At 42.9% G+C, this 21144-nt stretch carries 18 protein-coding genes and 1 pseudogene; 11 read left to right on the top strand and 8 right to left on the bottom strand.

Translation table 11 applies throughout. The features are described from left to right. The first annotated feature begins 71 nt into the window (after nt 1-71). Nucleotides 72-671 carry a DsbA family protein gene (locus DXA54_RS26125; RefSeq protein ID WP_120081040.1) on the top strand — a complete coding sequence of 200 codons (600 nt, stop codon included), beginning with the start codon at nt 72-74 and terminating at the stop codon, nt 669-671. 35 nt (nt 672-706) lie between these two features. Here the strand turns inward: DXA54_RS26125 and DXA54_RS26120 are convergent, their stop codons facing one another. The 3 genes from DXA54_RS26120 to DXA54_RS26110 are packed head-to-tail and all read right to left on the bottom strand — an operon-like array spanning nt 707 to nt 1328. Then, on the bottom strand, nt 707-910 hold the full coding sequence (locus DXA54_RS26120; RefSeq protein ID WP_004299389.1) for a DUF3791 domain-containing protein: 204 nt from the start codon (nt 908-910) through the stop codon (nt 707-709). A 20-nt stretch (nt 911-930) separates the two neighbouring features. Beyond that, on the bottom strand, nt 931-1065 hold the full coding sequence (locus DXA54_RS26115) for a DUF3990 domain-containing protein (RefSeq protein ID WP_004299388.1): 135 nt from the start codon (nt 1063-1065) through the stop codon (nt 931-933). Next, nucleotides 1062-1328, bottom strand: coding sequence for a DUF3791 domain-containing protein (locus tag DXA54_RS26110; RefSeq protein ID WP_004299387.1), 267 nt, complete (start codon nt 1326-1328; stop codon nt 1062-1064). Before DXA54_RS26110 ends, DXA54_RS26115 begins: the two co-directional genes overlap by 4 nt. Nucleotides 1329-1658: 330 nt before the next feature. On the opposite strand from DXA54_RS26110, the gene DXA54_RS26105 reads away from it, so the two are divergent. Together DXA54_RS26105 and DXA54_RS26100 are read left to right on the top strand one after the other, a co-directional pair. After that, on the top strand, nt 1659-2138 hold the full coding sequence (locus DXA54_RS26105; RefSeq protein WP_004313515.1) for an HU family DNA-binding protein: 480 nt from the start codon (nt 1659-1661) through the stop codon (nt 2136-2138). A gap of 142 nt (nt 2139-2280) precedes the next feature. Further along, nucleotides 2281-2526, top strand: coding sequence for a DUF4248 domain-containing protein (locus DXA54_RS26100; protein WP_004299385.1), 246 nt, complete (start codon nt 2281-2283; stop codon nt 2524-2526). Nucleotides 2527-2549: 23 nt separating this feature from the next. Here the strand turns inward: DXA54_RS26100 and DXA54_RS26095 are convergent, their stop codons facing one another. From DXA54_RS26095 to DXA54_RS26085, 3 genes are read right to left on the bottom strand one after another with little or no spacing between them, the layout of a single operon-like run. Further along, nucleotides 2550-3920, bottom strand: a complete 1371-nt coding sequence (locus tag DXA54_RS26095) for a TolC family protein (RefSeq protein WP_004299384.1) — start codon at nt 3918-3920, stop codon at nt 2550-2552. Beyond that, nucleotides 3917-7057 (bottom strand): efflux RND transporter permease subunit, encoded by a 3141-nt coding sequence (locus DXA54_RS26090; protein WP_120081038.1) that lies wholly within the window; start codon nt 7055-7057, stop codon nt 3917-3919. Before DXA54_RS26090 ends, DXA54_RS26095 begins: the two co-directional genes overlap by 4 nt. Further along, complete coding sequence (locus tag DXA54_RS26085) at nt 7054-8124, bottom strand: efflux RND transporter periplasmic adaptor subunit (protein WP_120081036.1); 1071 nt, start codon at nt 8122-8124, stop codon at nt 7054-7056. The genes DXA54_RS26090 and DXA54_RS26085 overlap by 4 nt, the downstream gene beginning before the upstream one ends. Before the next feature lie 179 nt (nt 8125-8303). Between DXA54_RS26085 and DXA54_RS26080 the strand changes: the two genes are divergently transcribed. After that, nucleotides 8304-9164: an AraC family transcriptional regulator gene (locus tag DXA54_RS26080; RefSeq protein WP_008650181.1), complete on the top strand. Its 861-nt coding sequence runs from the start codon at nt 8304-8306 to the stop codon at nt 9162-9164. Here the strand turns inward: DXA54_RS26080 and DXA54_RS26075 are convergent. Continuing rightward, on the bottom strand, nt 9154-10506 hold the full coding sequence (locus tag DXA54_RS26075) for an MATE family efflux transporter (RefSeq protein WP_008650178.1): 1353 nt from the start codon (nt 10504-10506) through the stop codon (nt 9154-9156). The two genes, DXA54_RS26080 and DXA54_RS26075, sit on opposite strands and share 11 nt — an antisense overlap. Before the next feature lie 105 nt (nt 10507-10611). On the opposite strand from DXA54_RS26075, the gene lysS reads away from it, so the two are divergent. Genes lysS through DXA54_RS26060 form a run of 3 tightly spaced genes read left to right on the top strand, consistent with a single transcriptional unit; the run spans nt 10612 to nt 14717 of the window. Then, on the top strand, nt 10612-12339 hold the full coding sequence (gene lysS, locus DXA54_RS26070) for a lysine--tRNA ligase (protein ID WP_004306657.1): 1728 nt from the start codon (nt 10612-10614) through the stop codon (nt 12337-12339). A gap of 26 nt (nt 12340-12365) precedes the next feature. Next, the gene (locus DXA54_RS26065; protein WP_004299378.1) at nt 12366-13361 is read left to right on the top strand and encodes an NAD(P)H-dependent glycerol-3-phosphate dehydrogenase; all 996 of its coding nucleotides are present in this window, start codon (nt 12366-12368) and stop codon (nt 13359-13361) included. 18 nt (nt 13362-13379) lie between these two features. Continuing rightward, entirely contained in the window at nt 13380-14717 is a 1338-nt protein-coding gene (locus DXA54_RS26060) for a glucose-6-phosphate isomerase (RefSeq protein ID WP_008650174.1), read from the top strand. Nucleotides 14718-14874: 157 nt separating this feature from the next. On the opposite strand, the gene DXA54_RS26055 is transcribed toward DXA54_RS26060, so the two are convergent. Then, nucleotides 14875-15381: a DUF5035 domain-containing protein gene (locus tag DXA54_RS26055; protein WP_008650173.1), complete on the bottom strand. Its 507-nt coding sequence runs from the start codon at nt 15379-15381 to the stop codon at nt 14875-14877. 190 nt (nt 15382-15571) lie between these two features. Between DXA54_RS26055 and DXA54_RS26050 the strand changes: the two genes are divergently transcribed. The 4 genes and pseudogenes from DXA54_RS26050 (at nt 15572) to DXA54_RS26035 (ending at nt 21113) form a co-directional block, all read left to right on the top strand. After that, the gene (locus DXA54_RS26050; protein ID WP_004306654.1) at nt 15572-16393 is read left to right on the top strand and encodes a hypothetical protein; all 822 of its coding nucleotides are present in this window, start codon (nt 15572-15574) and stop codon (nt 16391-16393) included. Between the two features lie 23 nt (nt 16394-16416). Next, entirely contained in the window at nt 16417-17100 is a 684-nt protein-coding gene (locus DXA54_RS26045) for an HAD family hydrolase (protein ID WP_004312359.1), read from the top strand. Nucleotides 17101-17219: 119 nt separating this feature from the next. After that, nucleotides 17220-20075, top strand: a pseudogene (locus tag DXA54_RS26040) (bifunctional fucokinase/fucose-1-phosphate guanylyltransferase); the annotation flags it as partial. Between the two features lie 612 nt (nt 20076-20687). Further along, entirely contained in the window at nt 20688-21113 is a 426-nt protein-coding gene (locus DXA54_RS26035) for a hypothetical protein (RefSeq protein ID WP_120081035.1), read from the top strand. The last annotated feature ends 31 nt before the right edge of the window (nt 21114-21144 follow it).

Here is a 21144-nt window from a genome sequence, read left to right as displayed (position 1 = left end):
GTCACAACTTTTACAGGAAAATAATTTTTAATGCGTCTGCCCTGTAGTAATTAATCCATTAATAATAGAATATGAGTGCTTTATATGACTTATTTGAAAATCCACCGTCACCTGACGGAGAGAAACAACCGCTACATGCCCGTATTGTCTCCAAAGGAACCGTAGATAAAGAAGAGTTTCTGGATCGTGTCCACAAATTTACCGGTATCAGCAGAAGTTTATTGGCAGGAGCCATGGAAGCCTTTGCCAATGAAGCACGGGATTTACTAGCCGACGGCTGGAATGTAGAAATGGGAAACTTCGGATTCTTCTCTACATCGTTGCAATGTCCGCCGGTTAAAGATAAAAAAGAAATTCGGGCAGCGTCTGTTCAAATGAAAAATATTAATTTCCGCGCAAGTCGTCCATTCAAGAAAGAAGTAGGCGACAAAATGAGGCTGCAACGAGGAGAGTCTATCACACGCCCTAAGAAAAATAGTATCTCCCGTGAGACGTGTCGCGAGCGCCTCAACACATATTTGGAAAATCACCTATTCATCAGCCGGACAGATTATAGCCATCTGACAGGACGAAATAAAAAAGTAGCTATTGAAGAATTAAATTCCTTTATCACTGACGGAATAATACGGAAAGAAGGGGTTGGAAAGTTGACTGTATATATAAAGGTATAAACTCTTGGAACACAGAATTAAGAGCCACAACAAGATTATTGCTGTTGTAACTCAAGTATGATTTCATCAGTGATGTAGGCATCACTCAACGTTATAAGCGGATATTGTTTATTAAGAAGCAATGCATATACCTTACTATTATAGAACAAGTGCAATGCTTTTTCGGGAGAAATATTCAAACGCTCCGCTAATTGCATCACCACACGAGTGTATTTATTCCATACTAATACATCTATCATAAACGCAGTTTATTTTATTGTTACATATTCTTTGAAAGAGAGACACTCGTCAATGAGACGTTGATTGAGAATCCTTTACCAAAGTCGAGGTTTTCGCGTCCGACACCGACCAAAGGATACTCTACGGCCTGCGTACTACCATGATAGACCTTCATACAGATTCTCCTTTTTCTTTATAATGGGCTTCCCAGTTTTCAAGAGCTTCTACCAACGTATCGGCTATGTACTCACGACTCTGGGTGTGAAGCATGTCATATCCACTTATCAGGTATTGACGGATAAGATTCAGTTTTTCCAAACGGTTATAGAGAGTAGGAGCCGGAATACCCAACTTCTGGGCGGCACTCTCAATGGCAAAAATCACAAACTCCATGACTTTGCCATCAACAACGGGGGCTGATTGGCTTGAATGTAGCATACTATACCTCTATTATCTTAGTGTAATATGTACAAATATAGTGTTTATTCTTGCAACGTTCATCGTTTTTCGGCATATTTTATGATTATCAAGAACATTTGAGTATCGTGAAACTGATTGAAATACTCCCTATTTGGAAATGGCTATTAAAGTAGAACATCTAAGAATCTATAAATCAGAATCATACAAACAAAATAAATAAAAGTGAATCAAAGTACGTACATCTAGGATCGTTAAAGCACCTCCCCGGAAAGTGCCCATAGTATCTTTGCATCGTGATCACAAAGAGAATTGATAAGTAAAGTAACTAATTAAAAAAAACAAAAAACTATGGCACTTAGATACGTCATTAAAAAAAGAACATTCGGCTTTGATAAAACTAAAGCTGAAAAGTATGTAGCACAAAATGTAATCACCAATACGGTGGATTTCAGAGATTTGTGCGAGGAAATCACCAAAGTAGGAATGGTCCCCAGTGGAGCGGTAAAATTTGTACTCGATGCTTTGATCGATACATTGAATCTCAACCTTAGAAAAGGCATCTCTGTTCAATTAGGAGATTTCGGATGCTTCCGTCCTGGTATGAATTGCGAAAGTCAGGATACTGAAAAAGAGGTAGATAGCGATACGATACGCAGAGTGAAAATCATTTTCACTCCGGGCTACAAATTCAAAGAGATGCTAAGTAAAGTCAGTGTTCAAAAAGCGGTGGCTTCCGATGATGGTTCCATCAGCCCGGAGCAACCGGATCCCAACCCGAATCCAAACCCGGATGACGGCAAAGGAGAAGCACCGGACCCGGCAGCATAAGACTAATCATCAGCCTTTAAAAGCAGGAAAACAGTACCCGCCTACGGGCGGATACTGTTTCCCAAAGTATTCCTGTAAAAGACTTGACAACGCCTTTTTTATTTTGTATCTTTACAACATCTTAAAACATTAAAATATCAACATGAAAGAATTGCCATCAGAAGAGGAAGAAATTCCGTTTCGCATTAAAACTTATAAGAAAAAGGAATTGGCTTGTATGTACAATCCGAACATTACACCCCGTTGCGCCATACGCATATTCACCAAATGGATTAAAATAAATAAAGAACTGCTCCGGTTATTGACTGCCACAGGTTATCATCCGCGTACACGAACTTTTACTCCCCGACAGGTACAAATCATCACCAGTATTCTGGACATTCCATAAGGATGTCCAGAATACTGGTTTTATCATTGCAGTTGTCCTGCCGCTTTCAAATAAGCCACATAATTCACATACAATTGGAAATGGGCATCCACTTTCGTCTGATAAGCCTGCTGCCAAAGCACTTGTGCTTCCAGATAATCCGAAAGAGTTTCCAGTCCCACTTCATATTGCTTACCACTGACTTTCATATTCTCCTCTGCCTGTTCCAGCGAACGTTCGGAAAGCTCCGTTTCCAACCGGGCCTCATCCAGATTATTGGCAGCTTGCATCAACTCCAGCAACATCTTTTCATTGACATTTTCCTGTTCAAGACGAGCTTGTTCCAACTTCACTTTGGCAGACTTTACTTTATTGGTACGTTCGCCAAAATGAAACAGAGGGACAGAGACATTCAGGAATACGGAAAAAGCACCCTTTTTCATCAAAGTTTCATCATTGACTTCTAATCCGTGAAGATAATCATAACTACCTCTGACGCCGATACGCGGCAATAGTTCACTACGATTCAGCTTTACTTCCTGCTCGGCAATGGCTATTTGTTTGTTCAAGATTCCATATTCAGGACGGGCGGTAATATCAGAAACCTGCACTTTCCATTCCTGCTCCACTTCCGGAAAATCATCAGATATATCAATCTGTGCTGTCAAAGGGCGTCCGATGTAATGACAGAGATTCATACCCGCAAGACGGAGGGCGTTATCAGCCTTTCGCAAAGAAAGTTCACTCTCGTTGAGCTTCACCTGCACTTTCAGTACATCATTTTGCGGTTTCATGCCATGTCGGTGAGCACTCTTCACATTTTTGAAAAGTTCCGTTAGTAAGTTATGATATTTTTCCGCCACTTTTCTCATTTCCTTGGCTTTCACTAACTGCACGTATGCTTTATCTGTATTCAGAATAACTTCCGAAGTAGTTAAGGCTTCGTTCAAGTGTGCCATTTCTTTTCCCAGTAGTGACATTTTATAGGCGGCACGGATTTTTCCTCCCATATAAAGAGGTTGCTCCACTTGTATACCGCCCGAGTAAACAGTTCCGACCTTATAATCCAGATTCAATCCGGGAAAATAAGCGAAACCGCTCGATACCAGTTCTCCGGTAGCAGGATTGGGCAGGAAAACCGGAAGGTTTCCTCCCGGAACTCCGAGACTTCCATCCGCTGTGCTATAAATACCCGTTCCGTTGGCTGTAAAATTAGGGAAGAAATTGGCTTTATAACTAAGAGACATCAATCGGGCTGCTTCCGTCTGCTTATTAGCGGCAGCCATATCCTTATTATATTTCAGTGCCATTTCACGGCATTGCGCCAGACTTAGTTTTTCTTGCGCGGCAAGAGAAACCGACAGGCCGAACAATACACCCGCTACACTAATGGCTACAAGAATTTCTTTTTTCATTTGTCTGTCTTTTTTATATGAAAGAATAATGCATACAAAATCGGGATAAAAAGCAACGTTATCAACGTGCCGAACAGCAACCCACCCATGATAGAAGCCGCCAACGAACCAAACATGGCATCCGGCAACAATGGAATCATTCCCAAAATCGTAGTCAGCGAAGCCATCATCACGGGACGGAGACGACTTTGCGAACTGTCTATCAATGCCGTCACAGGTTCTACTCCCTGATTAATTTGCAAAGTGATCTCATCCATCAAGACAATACCGTTCTTAATAATCATACCGATCAACCCCAATGTACCGACGATAGCCACAAAGTTGAATGTCTTCCCGGTAAGCAGCATTACAGCAACAACACCGACAAATACCAGCGGAATAGTACAGAAGATGATAACCGGTTTCCGGTAATCTTTGAACAGCATGATTAGAATGGATATCATCAGAATGATAGCAAACGGGAAATTCTTGAACAGATATTGCATAGACTTTGTGCTGGCGTTCCTCTCGCCTTGCCATTGAAGCCGATATCCGTCAGGCAGCGGAATCTGTTCAATCTGCGTGGCAATGGATTGCCGCGCCTTCTCCGTTTCTACCCCCGGAACAGGAGAACATTGCACCCGTTGGCTACGCTGCCCGTTATAACGGGGAACCACCGGATCTTCCCACTTCACATCAATCCGCTTACTGATTTGTTTTAACGGAGTTGTTCCCATCAACGTTTCCACCAGTTCTTCTTTTGATAGTGTTCCTGTCTTCAGTTTCATCATCATTTCCTGTGTCAGCAAACCGTTCAGAGAAGGAAGAGACGAGAATATCTGCGTATTGTCCAGGTTTTCAATCGGATTTCCGTGTTCGTCCAGGCAACGCAAGTAGATATTATCTTTGTGAATACCTTCGTAGAAAGACCCGATAGGGATGCTGCTGGTAGCGGTCAGTAGAGATAGGCTTACATCATTACGGCTCAATCCGATAGCACGTGCCGCAGGCTGGTCATATTCAATAGTCAGTACCGGAATTTGCGGTTCCCAGTCCGTGGTAATCAGGTAAACATCCGGGCAATTCTCCATAATCTTGCGGGCACTGTCTGCCAACTGATGCAAAACAGCAGGATCAGGACCGGTAAATTGCGCTTCAATAGGATATTTTTTGAACATCAGATTGTAGCGGTTCATCTTTACGTAAGCATCCGGATAATGTTGTGAAAGATATTGTTGAATTTCCGCCATGTTATCCACCAAATCGTCCGGAGAGGTGAAGTCGATAATCAGTTCACCGTAAGATAAGGAAGGATTGGCTACGTTACGCACCAAGTTATAACGGGCAGGTGTACCACCGATAGAAGCAGTGACGTGTGTAACTTCCGGACGCTTTTTCAGGTAAACTTCGATTTCTTCCAAGTCACGTGCTACACGAGTGGAGTTAGTCCCTTCCGGCAATTTGTATTCCATGTAAAGCTGATCGTAGACCATATCCGGGAAAAAGCCCTGCTTCATAAACCGATAACTGAAAGCCGAAAGCAATACCAAAGCAATCATTGTAAACACAAAACTCCAACGATGCGCCAGACTGAATGTCAACAATGAACGGAGCACAGCATAAATCTTTCCTTCATACACACGTTTTCCGGCAGCAGTAGTTGCCGCAGAGATTTCCGGATGCAAAATCCGGTCAGCCATCAACGGGACGTGCACCAAAGCCAGCACCCAACTAAGCAATAAGGAAACAGCGAGTACGATAAACAAATCGCGCGTATAAACGCCTGCCGTATCAGGAGACATAAAGATAGGAAGAAAAGCGATGATGGCAATCAGAGTAGCTCCCAGCAAAGGCATCGCTGTCTGCCGTCCGATGGCAGTCATTGCCTCCATCCGACTCTTTCCGGCTTTCAAATCTACCAAAATACCGTCGATGATAACAATCGCGTTATCCACCAGCATCCCCATCGCAAGCACGAACGAGGCCAATGAAACACGCTGCATCGTACCATCCATAAAATAAAGGAACAGGAAGGAACCGAATACCGTCACTACCAAACTGATACCGATAATCACCCCGCTCTTAAATCCCATAGCAATCATCAGAATAACAACTACGATAATCACAGATTCTATCAGATTAAGAATGAACGTCCCCAACGAACTGCCTACGCGTTCCGGCTGATAGAAAACTTTATGACACTCTACTCCTGCTGGAAGGCGTTCGACTTTCAGTTGCTCCAATTTCTTTTCCACTTGATGCCCCACTTTGATAATGTCGGCATCCGAAGAAGCGGCCACCATTATTCCTATCGCACGCTGACGGTCATAAAACAATTCGTTGCGGGTAGGATCTTCATAATCTTTCTCAATACGGGCTATATCACTCAACCGCAACTGATCGGCATCATGTCCCTGAATCAGCATACGACCGATATCCTCCACCGTCTTAAACTTGTCACTGACTGTCACCCGGATACGATTATCGCCATTATCATAGTAACCAGTATAAGTCGTTTGGTTCTGTCCGTTCAATGTGGCTAGCACTTCGGCGGGTTTCACACCCAAGTTAGCCATCCGGTCTTGCAAAAGAGAGATATTAATACATTCGGGACGTTTACCGTATAAGTCGACGCGTTCCACCCCATCCAGTTCGCTGACTTCACGTTTCACCAGTTCTGAATAATCAGACAGTTCCCTATCGGAAAGTCCGTCACCCGTCAAAGCGAAAAACATTCCGTAAACATTTCCAAAATCATCTTTTACAATAGAAGGACTGGCACCTTCGGGAAGTTCTGCCTGTGCGTTCGCCACTTTACGACGCAACAGATCCCAGCATTGTTCTACGTCCGTCTCTTTGACAGTCGTTTTCAGTTCTACCTGAATCAGGGAGAGATCGTTGTAGGAATAACTTTCCACATTATCTATATTCCCCATGGAGCGAATATTCTTCTCCAGTACATCCGTCACCTCTAATTCTACCTGATGCGCAGACGCACCGGGATAGGTGGTGACTACCATGGCAAGCTTTACCGTTATTTCTGGGTCTTCCAGTTTACTCATTTCATAACTGGAATAAGCTCCTCCTACAATCAGTACGGCAATCAGGAAGTAGATTAACTTCTTGTTCTCAAATGCCCATTTACTAATATCAATCATAGCAGTCCTCCCACATTGGTTTCAGCAGCCGGAAGAAGCGGTTCCACCTGTTCTCCCTCTTTTACATGATGCACCCCCGAAGCGACAACCAAATCACCGGGATTCGCTCCGTCTGAAGTAATCAGGCATCTGCCGTCGCTAAGCAGACGGGTGACGGTCACATCACAACGGCGAATAGCGTGACTGGAAGCATCATAAAGAAAGATACTCGTACGCCCGTTCTCACGAAGAATCGCTCCACCGGGAACCGACAGGTTACGCACATCTCCTTCACTACATTCGATAGTTACCATTGTATTCATGCCGGGCGATGGAACTGCCTGTTTATCTTCTTTTTTCAGTTGAAGCCGCATGGTGTACAACTGATTGGCATTTGCCTTAGGGGTGACACTAATCAGTTCCAAAGCATATCTTTGATGAGGATAAATATCGAATGTACAATAGTAGCGGGTAAACTGCTGTCGACGAATATATTCCACTGCCGGAAGATTAATCTCCACCTCCGGGCTTCCCTCACTGATGATGGAAACGACGGGTATACCGGCAGCTACCGTCTCATGGGAATCAAAAAGACGTTTCTGCACATATCCGCTAAAAGGAGCATACAAACGGGTGTATGCCAACTGGTCTTTAGCATGGTTATATTTGGCGGTAATCTGTCTCAATCCGTACACGGCCTTATCGTTAGCATCCGGTGTTGTCACATTTTCCTTATAAAGTGCCATCACCCGTTCCGCCTCCGCTTTCACACTTTGATATTCTGCTTCTGCCGCATCCAGCTGAATCTGATAGTCTGTCGGATCTAATTCTGCCAATAATTGCCCTTTACGCACATAGGCACCGTCATTTACATGCATATACTGAATAGTACCACTCACCCGGAAAGACAGACTTATGTCCTGTGCCGCTTTCACTCGACCCGGAAACTGCAAAGCTATTTGTCTGTCGGCAGAAAGTACGGTATCAATCTTCACTGCCGGCTTACTGTCTGTGTTTTGTACACGTTGCCCACACGAAGTCAACAGAACTGCTAAAAATCCTGTTAATAAGAAGTCTAATCGTCTCATATTTTCACTTATTAGTTAGTTGCCACAAAAGTATCCCAAGCAAACATGAGGAGAAAGGTTGATTTAGACGAAACATTGTTCTATTTGTACGTTACCTAAGATAAAAAGCCGAAATAGTTTGCTATTTGTATTTATTTGTTTATTACTTTGTAAAGAAATTCATTTCAACGAAAAGGAATATGGAACCACTGATGCCATTCAAGTATGTTATAATATCTCCGGAAGATACTTCCATGAAAGAAGGATGCATTATTTCCGAATTCAACCAATGCGGACTTTTCCTCTGCCAGAAAGGACAGGCGGAAATCCTGTTGGGAGGTAGACCATATCAGATTAACAAAAGGAATCTTTTCATATATACAGCAGCCAACCTTCTACAGATACGCCAAAGAAGCGCAGACTTGGAAGGAATCATGATAGAGGTCGACCTGGATTATGTCATACCAATAGTAAACAAAGTAGCTAACTCGGAAAATTTGCTTTATTTGCGGGAAAATCCCTGCCTGTCGCTCTCTGAAGAGCAATATACATTTGTAGAGAACTTGCTCAAATCTGTAGAAAAACGAATTAACAGGGAGAATATTTGTAACAGTTCCCGACAGAAACAACATTTAACTTCTGAATTAATCAAATCCTGGGGACAGGTGATATGCTATGAGTTATTAAACATTTATTTCAGTAACGAACCCCAAACACCACTGCCACAGGATAAAAAGGATAAAATCTTCCAAAATTTCATGATTACCCTTTATCGATATTATCGTCAGGAACGTGATGTTACTTTTTATGCAGACAAGCAATGCTTGTCCGCCCGATATTTTTCTTCTGTCATCAAGGAGAAATCAGGGAGCAGTGCTTTGCAGTGGATCATACAGAATGTCATTACAGAAGCTAAATATCTGCTCGATAATACCGATTTAAGTATTAAGGAAATAACAACCAAACTCAACTTCCCCACACAATCATTCTTCGGGAAATATTTCAAGCAGTATGTCGGTATATCTCCTAAAGAATATCGGAACAAACTTATCAAACAGTAACTTTCTTAAACTGCCGGAACTGCCACCACAACATTCCTCCGGATATAAGACTAGCCGCCAAATCTGCCACAGGCATACTGGCCCAAACGCCCATTTGTCCATAATAGTGAGGTAGAATCAATAAACAGGGAACGAGAAATAACATCTGCCGCGTCAGCGACAAGAAAATGGCTTTACTTGCCATTCCAATACTCTGGAAGAAGTTGGAAGCTACCATCTGAAACCCAACAATCGGGTAGAAAAATACCACAATACGAAAACCTTTAGAAGCAATGCTGATTAACTCTTCGTCCGAAGTAAAGATGGAAGATACGATTTCCGGAATAAACATACCGATCAGAAAACCAATCGTTGTCACTACAGTTGCACAACAAATGGTTACTTTCAGTACTTCCGTCACACGAGGATAGAGCTTCGCACCAAAATTATATCCCGCAATGGGCTGCATCCCTTGGTTTAGTCCCAATACAATCATAATAAAGACAAAAACAATACGATTAACAATACCGAATGCACCGATCGCCAAATCACCTCCATGCTCTTTTAATCCCTGATTAATCAGAATCACAATAAAGCAAGACGCCATATTCATCAGAAAGGGAGACATACCAATAGCCAGCGAATCCAACACGATTTTCCGTTTCAAACGAAAAATCCCCTTTTTCAACCGTATCAGTTCATCTTTGCGGCAGAACAGATGAAGCTGCCAGACCAATGCAATCAACTGCGCACAAACCGTAGCCGTAGCCGCCCCACGGATTCCCCAGTCGAATACAAAAATAAACAATGGAGCAAGCAATACATTGATTATCACTGTCGTTATTGTTGCCATCATCGCTTTCTGCGGATGGCCCGAAGCACGGAGCACTGCATTCAGCCCCAGATATAAATGGGTAACCACATTTCCGAGCAAGATAACCTGCATAAATTCACGGGCATACTTCACCGTTTCATCGCTTCCTCCGAAAAAGTAAAGTATCGGATCGAGAAAAGGAAGAACGATTACCGTAAAAGAGATACCTATAATAAGGTTTAATACAAACACATTTCCCAAAACCTGCTGTGCGGTATCATAATCTTTCTGTCCTAGCTTCACCGAAATCAATGTAGCCGCACCGACACCGACCAACGAGCCGAAAGCCGCGGCAAGATTCATTAGCGGGAAAGTTAATGCCAACCCGGAAATAGCCATCGCACCTACCCCGTGACCGATAAAAATACTATCTACCATATTGTAAAGAGAAGACGCCGTCATGGCGATAATTGCCGGAATGGCATACTGCATTAAAAGCTTCCCAATCTTTTCCGTACCCAACGCAGTGGGTGTCTTTTGTCCTGTCATACCTATTAGTTTGAGACGGCAAAGATACAAAAAAGAGGTGGATTACAGGATATATGAGAAAAGTTTCGTATTTTTGCCTCCAAAATTGAGTTAATACGTAACGAAATGAATATATTAGAACTAAGTGAACAGGAAATCATTCGACGCAACAGCCTGAATGAGCTTCGTGCGATGGGTATTGATCCATACCCTGCAGCAGAGTATGTAACCAATGCTTTCTCTACAGATATTAAAGCTGAATTTAAAGACGACGAGGAGCCACGCCAAGTTTCCGTAGCCGGCCGTATCATGAGCCGCCGCGTGATGGGTAAAGCATCTTTCGTTGAATTGCAAGACTCTAAAGGTCGCATCCAGGTGTACATCACCCGCGATGATATCTGCCCGGGAGAAGACAAGGAACTGTACAACTCTGTATTCAAACGCCTGCTCGACTTAGGTGACTTTATCGGTATCGAAGGTTTCGTGTTCCGCACACAAATGGGTGAAATCAGTATCCATGCTAAGAAACTGACTGTACTTGCAAAGTCTATCAAACCGTTGCCTATCGTTAAATACAAAGACGGGGTAGCTTATGACTCTTTTGAAGATCCCGAACTCCGTTATCGCCAACGCTATGTGGACCTGGTAGTGAACGACGGTATCAAAGAAACATTCCTGAAACGTGCCACTGTTGTGAAAACATTGCGCAATGCTTTGGACGAAGCCGGTTACACGGAAGTGGAAACTCCCATCCTGCAATCTATTGCCGGTGGAGCAAGCGCACGACCGTTCATCACTCACCATAACTCACTGGACATGGATCTTTACCTGCGTATCGCAACAGAACTTTATCTGAAGCGACTGATCGTAGGTGGTTTTGAAGGTGTATATGAAATAGGTAAGAACTTCCGTAACGAGGGTATGGACAAAACCCATAACCCGGAGTTCACTTGTATGGAACTCTACGTACAATATAAGGATTACAACTGGATGATGAATTTCACCGAAAAGTTGTTGGAACGTATTTGTATCGCAGTAAACGGTAGCACAGAAACAGTGGTTGACGGAAAAACCATCAACTTCAAAGCTCCTTACCGCCGTCTGCCTATTCTGGACGCTATCAAAGAAAAGACAGGATATGACCTGAACGGCAAGAGCGAAGAGGAAATCCGCCAAGTCTGCAAAGAACTGAAGATGGAAGAAATCGACGAGACGATGGGTAAAGGCAAGCTGATTGATGAAATTTTCGGAGAATTCTGCGAAGGTACATATATCCAGCCGACTTTCATCACCGATTATCCGGTTGAAATGTCTCCGCTGACCAAGATGCACCGCTCTAAACCGGGACTGACCGAACGTTTCGAACTGATGGTGAACGGTAAAGAGCTGGCTAATGCCTACTCGGAATTGAACGATCCGCTGGATCAGGAAGAACGTTTCAAAGAACAAATGCGTTTGGCCGACAAGGGAGACGACGAAGCGATGATTATCGATCAGGACTTCCTGCGCGCTTTACAATACGGTATGCCTCCTACATCGGGTATCGGTATCGGTATCGACCGTCTGGTGATGTTAATGACCGGACAGACTACCATTCAGGAAGTATTGTTCTTCCCGCAAATGCGCCCGGAAAAAGTAGTGAAAAAAGACGCTGCTGCCAAATACATGGAATTGGGAATCGCAGAAGACTGGGTTCCGGTGATTCAAAAAGCCGGTTACAACACAGTTGCCGACATGAAAGATGTCAATCCGCAGAAGCTGCACCAGGACATCTGCGGCATTAACAAGAAATATAAATTAGAACTGACCAATCCGTCGGTAAACGACGTAACTGAGTGGATACAGAAAATTTAATAAGTTCTTCATCCAAATCCATACAAATGAAATTACCCGGCAAGATAGCGATAATGGGCGGAGGAAGTTGGGCTACAGCCATCGCAAAGATGTGTCTGGCCCAAGAGGACTCTATCAATTGGTACATGCGGCGAGACGACCGCATTGCCGATTTTAAACGATTAGGGCACAATCCGGCTTATCTGACAGGAGTGAAATTTGATACGAGACGCATCACTTTCAGTTCCAACATCAACGATGTTGTGAAAGAATCGGATACACTGATCTTCGTCACTCCCTCTCCTTATCTGAAGGCGCATCTGAAAAAGTTGAAAACCAAGATAAAAGATAAGTTTATCATCACCGCTATCAAAGGAATCGTACCCGATGACAACGTTATTGTATCGGAATACTTCACAAAAGAATATGGTGTGCCACCAGAAAACATAGCAGTCCTTGCAGGTCCCTGCCACGCAGAAGAAGTAGCTTTGGAGCGACTCTCCTACCTGACTATCGCCTGCCCTGATAAAGACAAGGCACGTATCTTCGCACGCCGTCTGGGAAGCAGTTTTATCAAAACATCTGTCAGTGATGACGTGGCGGGTATCGAATACAGTTCGGTGCTCAAAAACGTGTATGCCATTGCTGCCGGTATCTGTAGCGGACTGAAATATGGCGACAACTTCCAGGCTGTATTGATTTCTAACGCCATTCAGGAAATGAATCGTTTCCTGAACACGGTGCATCCGTTGAACAGAAACGTGGATGAATCTGTTTATCTGGGGGATTTATTGGTGACCGGCTACTCCAACTTTAGTCGTAACCGTACTTTCGGAACGATGATAGGTAAAGGGTATTCCGTGAAGAGTGCGCAAATTGAAATGGAAATGATTGCAGAGGGTTACTATGGTACGAAATGTATCAAAGAAATCAATAAGCATCATCATGTCAATATGCCGATACTGGACGCTGTGTATAACATCCTATACGAACGTATCTCACCAATGATCGAGATTAAATTGCTGACTGACTCTTTTAGATAATCTTTAAACAAGAACGATATGATTAGTTTAAACATTGAAAAGACATTTGGATTTATCTCCAAAGAAAAGGTTTTTGCTTACGAAGCTGAAGTAAAAGCCGCACAGGAAATGCTTGAAAAAGGTACAGGCAAAGGTAATGACTTTTTAGGATGGTTGCATTTGCCTTCTTCTATCACTAAAGAACACTTAGCCGACCTGAACGCTACAGCAAAAGTATTAAGAGATAACTGTGAAGTAGTAATCGTTGCCGGTATCGGTGGCAGCTATCTGGGTGCCCGTGCCGTAATCGAAGCTTTGTCTAACAGCTTCACTTGGCTGCAGGAAAAGAAAACGGCTCCTGTCATGATCTATGCAGGACACAATATCAGCGAAGATTATCTGTACGAACTGACTGAATATCTGAAAGATAAGAAATTCGGTGTCATCAATATTTCTAAATCAGGAACTACTACCGAAACTGCTCTTGCTTTCCGTTTGCTGAAAAAGCAATGTGAAGATCAGCGCGGTAAAGAAACTGCAAAGAAAGTAATCGTTGCTGTGACGGACGCTAAAAAAGGTGCTGCCCGTGTTACAGCTGACAAAGAAGGATATAAAACATTTATCATCCCTGACAACGTAGGCGGACGTTTCTCTGTACTGACTCCGGTTGGTTTGCTGCCTATCGCAGTAGCCGGATTTGATATCGACAAACTGGTTGCCGGTGCTGCCGATATGGAAAAAGTATGCGGATCGGACGTTGCATTTACTGAAAACCCGGCTGCTATTTATGCTGCTACCCGCAATGAGTTGTACAGGAATGGCAAGAAGATCGAAATCCTCGTTAACTTCTGCCCGAAACTGCACTATGTAAGCGAATGGTGGAAACAGCTTTACGGAGAATCGGAAGGAAAAGACAATAAGGGTATCTTCCCTGCATCGGTAGATTTCTCTACAGACCTTCATTCTATGGGTCAATGGATTCAGGAAGGCGAACGTTCTATCTTCGAAACTGTGATTTCAGTAGAGAAAGTTAACCACAAACTGGAAGTTCCTTCTGACGAAGCAAATCTGGACGGCTTGAACTTCTTAGCCGGCAAGCGTGTGGACGAAGTGAACAAGATGGCCGAACTGGGAACGCAGCTGGCTCACGTAGACGGTGGCGTACCTAATATGCGCATCGTACTTCCGGAATTGAGCGAATACAACATTGGTGGTCTGCTCTATTTCTTCGAAAAGGCTTGTGGTATCAGCGGTTATTTGTTGGGCGTGAACCCATTCAACCAACCGGGTGTGGAAGCATACAAAAAGAATATGTTTGCCTTGCTGGACAAACCGGGTTATGAAGAGGAATCCAAAGCAATCCGTGCAAAACTATAAATCAAGAACGTTTTATAAACGGTAAACTATAAACAATGAACGGTGAACAACTATGCTATATACATGGATTTGTTCACCGTTCATTATTATATTCAATTGATTGCAGTTTCCGATTGTACCGCTTATTGCCCGTTGTACCGTTTACTGCTCACCACTTCTACTTCTCATCTTCCACTTTCGTCTTCAAACCGATTTCTTCCTGTGCTCCTTCACATTCGGCTTTGGAAGAAAGATAGAACTCTAATTTCACATCACCGTTCTTATCTACCTGTTTAATGGTCGCAATCACCATAATTTTGGCTTTTGACACCCCATCCTTAAAACGAAGCTGTCCTTTTTCCACATCTGTCAGATTTCCCTCTGTAGATACTTCTGTTTGCTCATAAAAGAGTTTGGTATCCACTTCATCGTCATTCTGAAGTTTAAAGGTTTTCAGTTCTGCCCCATTTCCATCCAAAAGCAGAAAGGCTTTCACTTCATCTCCCACTTTCAAGGCGGGCAGTTCCTCCCTCTGATTCGCATAGTCTTTTTCATCGGAACTGGTATTTTCACCGTCCGATTCGATCTTCGCATAAAGCTTTTCTATCTTGATAACAGGACTTTCCCCACTATCAGAGCAGGCGCCTAAAAACAATGGTAGCAACAATAATACTCTCTTTTTCATGCTATCGTCGAGTTTATAACGTTACAAAAATACACATATTCTTCTAAACAGCAAATAATTATGTAGTTAATCGCTTGGGAGCGTCATTTGCAACTATCTTCCCTTTCTAACTTATCTCTCATTTTTTATCGTTATCTTTGCCTCGTATACAGTTGTAGATGAAGCGAATCAAACTTAAAAAACAAATAGAATGGCAGGAAATTTATTAAAGAAGTCCAGTGGACTCATGCTACTATGTAGCGTATCATTGCTAATGATAGTCATGACCGGTTGTCAGGAAGCCAAACTCAAAACTGTAATCGGGATAGCCAACAAACAGTGTCCGCTGGACATGGGAGAAGTCGGCAATATTACCAGTATCATCTACGACGGGGATAACGTAGTGTACACTCTCAACATGAACGAGGAAATTACCAATATTAAGATTTTGAAAGATAATCCGGAAAGCATGAAATCATCTATCAAAATGATGTTTCAGAATCCGGCTGCTGATGTAAAGGAAATGCTGAAATTGATGGCTAAGTGTAATTCCGGATTACACATGATATTTGTAGGGAATAAGTCGGGCGAACAAGCGGTTTGCGAACTTACTGCCGAAGAATTGAAAGAGGTTATCAATACAAATGCCGACCCGGCACAAAGCGGACAGACAAAGCTTGAAGCGCAACTGAAAATGGCGAATCTGCAATTTCCAATGCAGGCCAGTGAAGAAGTCGTTGTCGAAAAAATCGAAATCATAGGTGAATCGGTTGTTTATATATGCAGTGTGGACGAAGAGTTGTGTCCTATCAGCCAGATTGAAGAAAACGCAGCTGAAGTGAAAGAGGGTATTGTGTCAACGCTAGCAAGTCAGACCGATCCTGCCACCCAGATATTCATAAAAACCTGCGTGGAGAACAATAAAAATATTACCTACAGATATATCGGCAAGGATTCCGGGAAACAATACGATGTAGTTATTCCCGTGTCTGATCTGAAGAAAATGCTCATAAAAAATAAAATATCATCTTAAAAAGATTCCGCAACGTACAAAGTATGAAAAAGAAACTGAAAGCCGTCCTGTTTGACATGGACGGCGTACTCTTTGACTCTATGCCTTATCATTCGGAAGCCTGGCATAAAGTAATGAAATCTCATGGGCTCACTCTTAGTCGCGAAGAAGCATATATGCATGAAGGACGGACAGGAGCCTCTACAATCAATATTGTTTTTCAACGTGAATTGGGTAGAGAAGCCACACAGGAGGAGATAGAAAGTATCTATCAGGAGAAAAGTGTTTTGTTCAATTCATATCCCGAAGCAAAGCCTATGCCCGGTGCATGGGAGTTACTGCAAAAAGTGAAGAAGGACGGGCTGATTCCGATGGTGGTCACCGGCTCCGGTCAGTTATCCCTGCTCGAACGGCTGGAACACCACTATCCGGGAATGTTTCACAAAGAACTGATGGTTACAGCGTTCGATGTAAAATATGGCAAACCCAATCCCGAGCCGTATTTGATGGCTTTGAAAAAAGGAGGGATCAAAGCGGATGAAGCGGTTGTAGTAGAAAACGCTCCGTTAGGAGTGGAAGCCGGACACAACGCGGGTATTTTCACCATAGCAGTCAATACGGGTCCTTTGAACGGGCAAGTGTTGCTGGATGCCGGGGCTGATTTATTATTTCCATCCATGCAGGCACTTAATGACACCTGGGACATGATGACTGAAAATGACATCTAAAAGCTGAAAAGAAAATTTATTCTTCAAAACAGAAGAAAAATATTGAAAAGCAGGAATATAAATAGTATTTTTACGGGAGTTTAATTCGCTTAGATTCTATCTAAGCCAACGCAGATTCTACTATGCAAAAGTTATTATCTTTACCACCCAATTTGATCCATTGCTTCCACGAACTGGAAGAAGTTAACCATACCGATTGGTTTTGTACATCAGACCCCATAGGGAGCAAACTAGGCTCCGGCGGCGGAACCACATGGTTATTGCAAGCTTGCCATCAGGCATTCGCTCCACAAGAGTCTTTCAGCAACTGGATAGGACACGAAAAAAAAATATTGCTCCATGCAGGCGGACAAAGCCGTCGGCTACCCAGCTACGGCCCTTCCGGCAAAATATTAACTCCTATCCCGATCTTCAGTTGGGAAAGAGGACAAAAGCTGGGACAGAATCTGTTATCATTGCAGCTCCCGCTCTATGAAAGTATTATGAATCAGGCTCCGGCCGGTCTGAATACGCTGATTGCTAGCGGAGACGTATATATCCGTTCGGAAAAACCGCTTCAGGATATTCCGAACGCAGATGTAGTATGCTACGGGCTGTGGGTGAATCCTTCATTGGCAACTCATCATGGCGTGTTTGTTTCCGACCGGAAAAAACCGGAGGTGCTCGATTTCATGTTGCAGAAACCTTCTTTGGAAGAGTTGGAAGGATTGTCGAAAACTCATCTTTTCCTGATGGATATCGGCATCTGGATTTTGAGTGACCGCGCCATAGAAGTATTGATGAAACGGTCATTGAAAGAAGGTACGAAGGATATTACTTATTATGACTTATACTCGGACTATGGTTTGGCTTTGGGAGAGCATCCTAAAACGAAAGATGAAGAAATCAATCAGTTATCCGTAGCTATATTGCCGTTGCCAGGTGGAGAATTCTACCATTACGGCACAAGTCACGAACTGATTTCTTCTACTTTAGCCATACAGGACAAGGTACGGGACCAAAGAAGAATCATGCACCGGAAAGTAAAGCCAAATCCGGCTATCTTTATACAGAATTCCATCACACAAGTTTCTCTTTCTGCCGACAACGCCAATTTATGGATTGAGAATAGCCATGTGGGAAAAGAATGGAAATTAGGTTCCCGCCAGATTATTACAGGAGTTCCTGAAAACCAGTGGAGCATCAATTTGCCGGATGGGGTTTGCATCGACATTATTCCTATCGGTGAGAATGAGTTTGTTGCGCGTCCGTATGGATTGGATGATGTATTCAAAGGAGCGTTGGACAAAATAACGACTACTTACCTTAATGTTCCTTTTACCCGTTGGATGGAAGATAGAGGAATTACCTGGGAGGATATAAAAGGGCGTACAGATGATTTACAATCGGCATCCATCTTCCCCAAAGTGGCTTCTGTGGAAGATTTAGGCATATTAGTACGCTGGATGACCTCGGAGCCACAACTGGAAGAAGGGAAAAAACTTTGGTTGAAAGCAGAAAAAGTTTCTGCAGACGAAATATCCGCAAACGCCAACCTCAAGCGTCTTTACGAACAGCGCAATGCTTTCCGCAAGGAGAACTGGAAAGGATTGGCGGCCAATTATGAGAAGAGCGTATTCTATCAACTCGATTTGCTGGATGCCGCAAATGAATTTGTACGTTTCAATCTGGGCATGCCTGACGTCTTGAAAGAAGATGCTGCCCCCATGTTACGGATACACAACCGGATGCTTCGTGCACGTATCATGAAACTACATGAAGACAAGGATTGTGCCAAAGAGGAACAGGCAGCCTTTCAACTGCTTCGCGACGGTTTATTGGGGGTAATGAGCGAACGAAAGAGCCATCCCATACTCAACGTTTATTCCGATCAAATCGTATGGGGACGCAGTCCTGTGCGTATTGATGTGGCCGGAGGGTGGACGGACACACCTCCCTACTCTCTTTATTCAGGGGGAAGTGTTGTAAATCTTGCTATCGAACTAAACGGTCAACCACCGCTACAAGTATATGTGAAACCATGCAAGGAATATCACATCACTCTTCGCTCTATCGACATGGGTGCAATGGAAGTGATAAGGAATTACGAGGAACTGCAAGATTATAAAAAGGTAGGTTCTCCATTCTCTATTCCGAAAGCCGCCCTTACATTGGCGGGCTTTGCACCGGCATTCTCTACGGAATCTTATCCTTCTTTAGCTAAACAGCTGGAAGATTTCGGTTCAGGAATCGAAATTACTCTGCTGGCTGCTATTCCTGCGGGCTCTGGCTTGGGAACCAGTTCCATACTGGCATCTACCGTGCTCGGAGCAATCAATGATTTCTGCGGATTGGCTTGGGATAAAAATGATATATGTAGTTACACATTAGTATTAGAACAGCTCCTGACCACTGGAGGAGGTTGGCAAGATCAATATGGCGGTGTCTTTTCCGGTATTAAGTTGCTTCAATCCGAAGCTGGTTTCGAACAGAATCCATTAGTACGCTGGTTACCCGATCAGTTCTTTGTTCATCCTGATTACCGCGACTGTCATCTGTTATATTATACGGGAATTACTCGTACTGCTAAAAGTATTTTGGCAGAGATCGTCAGTTCCATGTTCCTCAATTCCGGTCCGCATCTAAGCTTGCTGGCCGAAATGAAAGCTCATGCAATGGATATGAGTGAAGCCATTTTACGAAGTAATTTCGAGAGTTTCGGTCGTTTGGTCGGCAAAACCTGGATACAGAACCAGGCATTAGACTGCGGAACCAATCCACCGGCAGTAGCAGCCATTATCGAAAAAATCAAGGATTACACCCTGGGATACAAACTCCCCGGTGCAGGTGGCGGAGGCTATTTATATATGGTAGCCAAAGACCCGCAAGCAGCCGGACAAATCCGACGGATACTGACGGAACAAGCCCCCAATCCTCGTGCTCGTTTTGTAGAAATGACTCTTTCTGATAAGGGACTTCAGGTTTCAAGAAGCTAAAGAGAAAGCGTTACCATATTGCCGGTCAATCATCCGGAACCATAAAAAACAAGCTTGGACAGATTCAAACGAAATGTCCAAGCTTTAATTTTTCAACGCCATAATGATCTGTTTTACATGTTGAGACTTGAAATAACTGTAAAGTAAATCATAATAATGATAAAAGCAATAGCTCCGATAATCAGCGCAACACTACCCCATTTCTTTTTTCTAGCTTCTTCCATTCTTATTTATATTTATTGGGATTAATATAATTTATCGTCAAATGTCTACATCTGGAAAGCTATGAACATACTACTACAGAATATCATTCCTTACTTTTTCATATCTACAAAGTTAGCATTTCTCACGAGAATCCTTTTATTTAAATCAACTTTTTCATTCTATTTAGGCTAAATTATGCAACTACATACAATAATAACTAACTAGGTTTGAGAAAATGCAAAGCAAAATACATGACTGACTATCTAAGGATTATGAATGTAAATATCAAGAATATGAAACACATTTATTTTACTCATTACCGCTTTTATATCACACAAAAACTGTACATTTGCACTATAAATAATATACTAGACTAAAAAAAGGATCAAAAACAAATAAAATATAAAGATGAAATTACTTAAACTATTATTCTTATCCGCCATCTTGCTATCCGCATGCAACAATGACTCGACAGACACTCCGGAAACAGGAGAGCCCAAACAGATTATCGTAGAAATGGCCTCCAATGATTTTACAGATGTCTCCGGCACATATACTCTTGAGAACAATAAAGAATACTGTACTCGGGAAGACGGAAAATATAAGATATTATTGGTCAAGAGTACATATATAAATAAGGAGGGAAAGGAAAAGGATATTCTTACCTATGGCATTCTGGATGTAGCAAATAAAAAATACATCTGCTATACAGCCAACATAGATGTAGCCCAAAGACTTGAAAGAGACTGGGAATTTTATAATCAAATAACTAATCCGGATTTTCCAGATGACCCAAATAGACGATTAGTTTGTAATTCTTATGTGCGCCCGTAAAGGTTGCATCGTAAATATCTCTTTGGCAAGA

This window comes from Bacteroides sp. OF03-11BH, from assembly GCF_003604005.1.
Lineage (GTDB): Bacteria > Bacteroidota > Bacteroidia > Bacteroidales > Bacteroidaceae > Bacteroides > Bacteroides ovatus.
Note: the sequence above shows the minus strand (reverse complement) of the source record. Positions and strands in the feature narration are given on the sequence as shown.